We start from the raw sequence: 5,310 nt of genomic DNA, 5'->3' as shown, positions 1-5,310 counted from the left end.
CGCTTCCAGCTCGGCGAAGGCAATCCGCTCGCCGCCATGCACCAGGGCAATGGCCTCGGGGCGCAGGCGCGCCTGCTCGGCGATCAGCTCGGGCAGCAAGCGCGAAGCATCGAAGCCCTGACGAGGAGTATTCCATTCGGTCAGGCGCGCCTGGTCGCCAGCATCCAGCAGCTGCAGGCGCACCAGGGGCTGATCCGGCGTGACGCTGATCTGCTCTAGCAGGCCCAGCAAGTGCGCGGTCATCTGCTGCATCTGCGCATCGTCCAGGCGCTCGCGGGCCCAGGTCAGGGTCAGGCGCAGTTGGCCGGCGCTGTCTTCCAGGCTGTCCAGGGCTAGATCGAACAAGGCATGCGGCACGCCCTGGGCCAGCGGCTCCAGGCGCAGGCCGGGCAGCTGCAGGGCGCCGAGGTCGCGCTTCTGGTGGTTGAACAACACCTGGAACAGCGGCGTCTGGCCCAGGCTGCGTTCAGGGGCGAGAGCGTCAACCAGCTGGTCGAACGGCAGGTCCTGCTGATCCTGGGCATCCAGGGCGTGGCGGCGCACTTCGGCCAGCAGCTGGCGGAAGCTCAGGCCGGCGTCGAACTCGGCGCGCAGCACCTGGGTGTTGACGAAGAAGCCCACCAGCGGCGCGGTCTCGGCGCGCTGGCGGTTGGCTATCGGCACGCCGACGCGGATATCGCGCTGGTTGCTGTAGCGTGCCAGCAGCAGCTGGAAGGCGGCCAGCAGCAGCATGAACAGGGTCGCGCCCTCGCCTTGGGCCAGCTGGCGCAGGCGCTCGGCCAGGGCCTGCGGCACCTCGATGGCCTGGCGCGCGGCATGCCGTTGGCCACTCGCATCCAGTTTGTAGGGCAAGGCCAGGACCGGTTGCTCGCTGCCCAGGCGCTCGCGCCAGTAGCCGAGCTGGCGCTCGCGCTCGCCGGCTTCCAGCCAGGCACGCTGCCACTGGGCGTAATCGGCGTATTGGATCGGCAGCTCAGCCAGCTGCGGCGTCTGTCCCAGGCGTAGGGCGGTATAGGCGCGGCCCAGTTCCTCGGCGAATACGCCGATCGACCAGCCGTCGGAGACGATGTGGTGGCAGACGATCTGCAGGCGCCATTGCTGCTCGTCCAGGCGCAGCAGCTGCACGCGCAGCAGCGGGCCCTGGGCCAGGTCGAAGGCGCGCGCCGCATGGGCATCGGCCAGCGCCTGCACCTGCTCCGGCTCGCCGCGCAGGTCGCGCTCCTCCAGGGCCAGCGGGCCCGGCGGGTCAATGCGTTGGCACAGCTGGCCGGCGTGCTCGTAGAAGCGCGTGCGCAGCGCCTCGTGGCGTTCGGCGATCAGCTCCAGGGCGGCCAGCAGCGCACCGCGTTCCAGTTCGCCCTCCAGAGCGAAGGCGCCGACCATATGGTAGGCGCTGCTGTCCGGCTCCAGCTGGGCCACCAGCCACAGGCGTTGCTGGGCATGGGAGGCCGGCAGGTGCTCGCCGCGCGGCGCCGGTACCAGCGGCAGGCGGTCGAAGCGGATGCCCTTGGTCGCCAGCAGTTCGAGGAAACGCTTCTGCTCGGGAGCGCCGAGGGCGAGGAAACGCCGCGCCAAGGCGGCCTTGTCGATGGGCGCGGTCACAGGGCCTCCAGTTCGTCGAGCAGCGCGGCCATGTCGCGCAGGTCTTGGTCTTCTTCCTCGGCGGCGGCCGGAGCCTGGCCGTCGAGGGCGGCGGCCAGGGCCGCCAGGTCTTGTGCTTCGAAGAAGGCGCGCAGCGGCAACTCCAGGCCCAGGCGCTGGCGCAGCAGGGCCACGGCCTGAGTGGCCAGCAGCGAGTGGCCGCCAAGCTCGAAGAAGTTGTCGTCGAGGCCGACCTGGGCCACCTCCAGCACTTCCTGCCAGATGCCGGCCAGGGTGATTTCCAGCACGGACTGCGGCGCGCGGTAGCTGCGTGCCTGCCATACCGGCTCGGGCAGCGCACGGCGCTCCAGCTTGCCGTTGGGTGACAGCGGCATGCGGTCGAGGCGCATCAGGATCGACGGCACCATGTGCTCAGGCAGCTCGACCTTCAGCGCAGCCTTGATGCTGGCCAGCCAGGCGGATTCATCCGCCGGCAGCGGATCGGCCACCACATAGCCGACCAGCTGCTTGCCGATCTGGCTGTCGCGGGCCACCACCACGGCCTCGGCGACGCCAGGCTGACCGCCGAGCTGGGCTTCGATCTCGCCCAGTTCGACGCGGAAGCCGCGGATCTTCACCTGATGGTCGATACGACCCAGGTAGTCGATGGCGCCATCGGCGCGCCAGCGCACCAGGTCGCCGGTGCGGTACATGCGCCCACCGGCGGCGTCGAACGGATCGGGCAGGAAGCGCTCGGCGGTCAGCTCCGGACGGCGGTGGTAGCCACGCGCCAGGCCGATACCGGCGATATACAGCTCGCCGGGCACGCCCTGCGGCACCGGGTTGAGCTGGGCATCGAGGATGTGCAGACGCAGGTTGGCGATCGGTCGACCGATCGGCACGGCGTGGCGGCCCTCCTCCACGCAGGTCCAGTGGCTGACATCGATGGCCGCCTCGGTCGGGCCGTACAGGTTGTACAGGGAAGCACCCGGCAGACGCTGGAAGGTGCGCACCTGTAGCTCCGCCGGCAGTGCTTCACCGCTGCAGATAACGCGTGTCAGGCTCTGGCACTGCTCGACATCCGGGTGCAGCAGGAAGGCCTGCAGCATGGACGGCACGAAGTGCAGAGTGCTGACCTTATGGCGTTGGATCAGCTCTACCAGCTTCTGCGGATCGCGGTGGTCCCCCGGCGCGGCCACCGCCAGGCAGGCGCCGGTGATTAGTGGCCAGAAGAACTCCCACACCGAGACGTCGAAGCTGAACGGGGTCTTCTGCAACACCACGTCGCCGGCGCCGATCTGATAGGCCTCCTGCATCCACAGAATGCGGTTGGCCAGGGCCTCGTGGCTGTTGCCGGCGCCCTTGGGCTTGCCGGTGGAGCCGGAGGTGTAGATGACGTAGGCCAGGTCGTTGCCCTGCAGGGTGACGGCCGGCGGCTCAGCGCTCTCGGCGCTGCAATCCTCGCGATCCAGGCCCAGCGCCTTGAGCCCGGCCGGCAGCGGCAGACGCTCGACTAGCGCGCTGTGCGACAGCAGCAGGTCGACGCCGGAATCCTCCAGCAGGTAGGCCAGGCGCTCCAGCGGGTACTCCGGGTCGAGCGGCACATAGGCGCCACCGGCGCGGACGATGGCATGCAGGCCGATCACCAGTTCCAGCGAACGCTCCAGGCTGATGCCGACCAGGCTGCCACGCTGCACGCCGAGGCGGCGCAGGCGGTTGGCCAACTGGTTGATGCGTTGCTCCAGCTCGGCGTAGTTCAGCGTCTGCTCGCCGAACACCAGGGCCGGCGCCTGCGGGGTGCGCGCCGCCTGTTGGCTGATACGTTCGCTGAGGTTGACCAGCGGGCCGTAGTCCTCGGCCGTGTCGTTCCAGGCGGCGAGCTGGGCCTGCTCGTCCTCTTCCAGCAGCGGCAGCAGGCCGATGGGCTGGCTCGGATCGGCGCAAATGCCTTCCAGCAGGCGCACGAAATGCCGCGCCAGGCGGGCGATGGTGCGCGCCTCGAACAGCTCGCCGGCGTAGCTGACGAACCCGCTGAGGCTGCCGTCGGCGGCTTCCTCGGTGTCCAGTGCCAGGTCGAACTGAGCACCGGCGGCGCCCGGGTCATGCGGTTGCACGCGCAGGCCCGGCAGGTTGCCGAGGGCACTGAAGTCCACCTGCTGATGGTTGAACGCCACCTGGAACAGCGGGTGGTGACTCAGGCTGCGCGTCGGTTGCAGCGTTTCCACCAGTTGATCGAACGGCAGTTCCTGATTGGCCAGGGCATCGCGGCTGGCCTGGGCCAGTTCGCCGTGCAGCTCGCGGAAGGGTTTCAGCCCAGCCGGCTCGCCGCGCAACACCAGGGTGTTGATAAAGCAACCGAGCACACCGTCCATTTCCGCCAGGCTGCGCCCGGCCACCGGTACGCCGACACGGATGTCTTCCTGGCCGCTGTAGCGGTGCAGCAGGGTCTGCCAGGCCGCCAGCAGCAGACTGAACAGCGTGCTGCCCTCGCGCTGAGCCAAGGCGCGCAGTTGCGCGGTGAGAACATCGCTCAGCTCGAAACGCCAGCGCAGGCCCTGACGGCTGCCATGGGCTGGGCGCGGATGGTCGGTCGGCAGTTCCAGCAGCGGCTGGTGTTCGCCCAGACGGGCCTTCCAGTAGTCCAGCTGGCGCGTGGCTTCGCTGGATTTCAGCCAGTCGCGTTGCCACTGGGCATAGTCGGCGTATTGCAGCGGCAAGGCGCTGAACTGCGCCGTATGGCCCTCGGCGAAGGCTGCATAAGCCGCAGAGAACTCGCCGATAAAGCGCTGCATCGACCAGCCATCGGAGACGATGTGGTGCTGGATCAGCAGCAGGCGGTACTCCTGGTCGCCCAGGCGCAGCACAGCGACCCGCAGCAGTGGTTCGCTGGCCAGGTTGAACGGACGCTTGAGCAGCTTCTGCGCGTAGTCGCTGGCCTCGGCTTCACGTTCGTTGGCAGCCAGCTCGCGCAGATCGACCCAGTCGATACGCTGGCCCTGGGCCGGCAGGATGCGCTGGCGCGCCTCGCCGTTGACCTCGACGAAGCGGGTACGCAGCGCCTCGTGGCGCGCTTCCAGCTGGTCGAAAGCGGCCTGCAGCGCCTGGCGATCCAGGCGGCCCTGCAGCTCGAGCCCGGCCGGCATATGGTAGGCACCGTTGCTCGGGTCGAGGCGGTTGAGGAACCACAGGCGCTGCTGGGCATGCGACAGCGGCAGATCGCCGCCACGCGGTAGTGCGCGCAGCACCGGCGCATCGGCGGCTTCGCGTTGCAGGGCCGCGGCGCAATCGGCCAGGCGACTCTGCTCGAACAGCGCCTTGAGCGGCAGCTGCAGGCCCTGCTGTCGAATACGGCTGATCACCTTGAGCGCAACGATGGAGTCGCCGCCCAGTTCGAAGAAGTGATCTTGGCGCCCTACTCGCTCAACACCGAGCACTTCGGCCCAGATGGCGGCGAGGATGCGCTCGTTGTCGGTCTGCGGTGCCTCGTAGCTCTGGCTCTGCCAGGTCGGCTCCGGCAACGCGGCGCGGTCCAGCTTGCCGGCTGGAGTCAGCGGCAGTTTTTCCAACGCAATGATCTGCGCGGGCACCATATAGTCCGGCAGAACCTTGGCCAGCTCTGTACGCAGAGCATTGGCGTCGGTGTTGTCTTTGGCCACGACGTAACCGACCAGCTGCTTGCCTGTCGGTGTCTCGCGGGCGATTACCGCCGCTTCCTGCACGCCGTCCAGG

At 68.8% G+C, this 5,310-nt stretch carries 2 protein-coding genes; both read right to left on the bottom strand.

Annotation, left to right across the window (positions count from 1 at the left end):
* Positions 1-1,602 (bottom strand): condensation domain-containing protein (locus NF616_RS21075; RefSeq protein ID WP_252275729.1); only part of this gene is annotated, 1,602 nt, incomplete at its 3' end.
* On the bottom strand, positions 1,599-5,310 hold a 3,712-nt coding region (locus NF616_RS21070), incomplete at its 5' end, for an amino acid adenylation domain-containing protein (RefSeq protein WP_252275728.1). The genes NF616_RS21070 and NF616_RS21075, both read right to left, overlap by 4 nt.

This window comes from Pseudomonas subflava, assembly GCF_023823685.1.
GTDB lineage: Bacteria > Pseudomonadota > Gammaproteobacteria > Pseudomonadales > Pseudomonadaceae > Aquipseudomonas > Aquipseudomonas subflava.
This window is presented reverse-complemented; position numbering and strand designations above follow the sequence as displayed.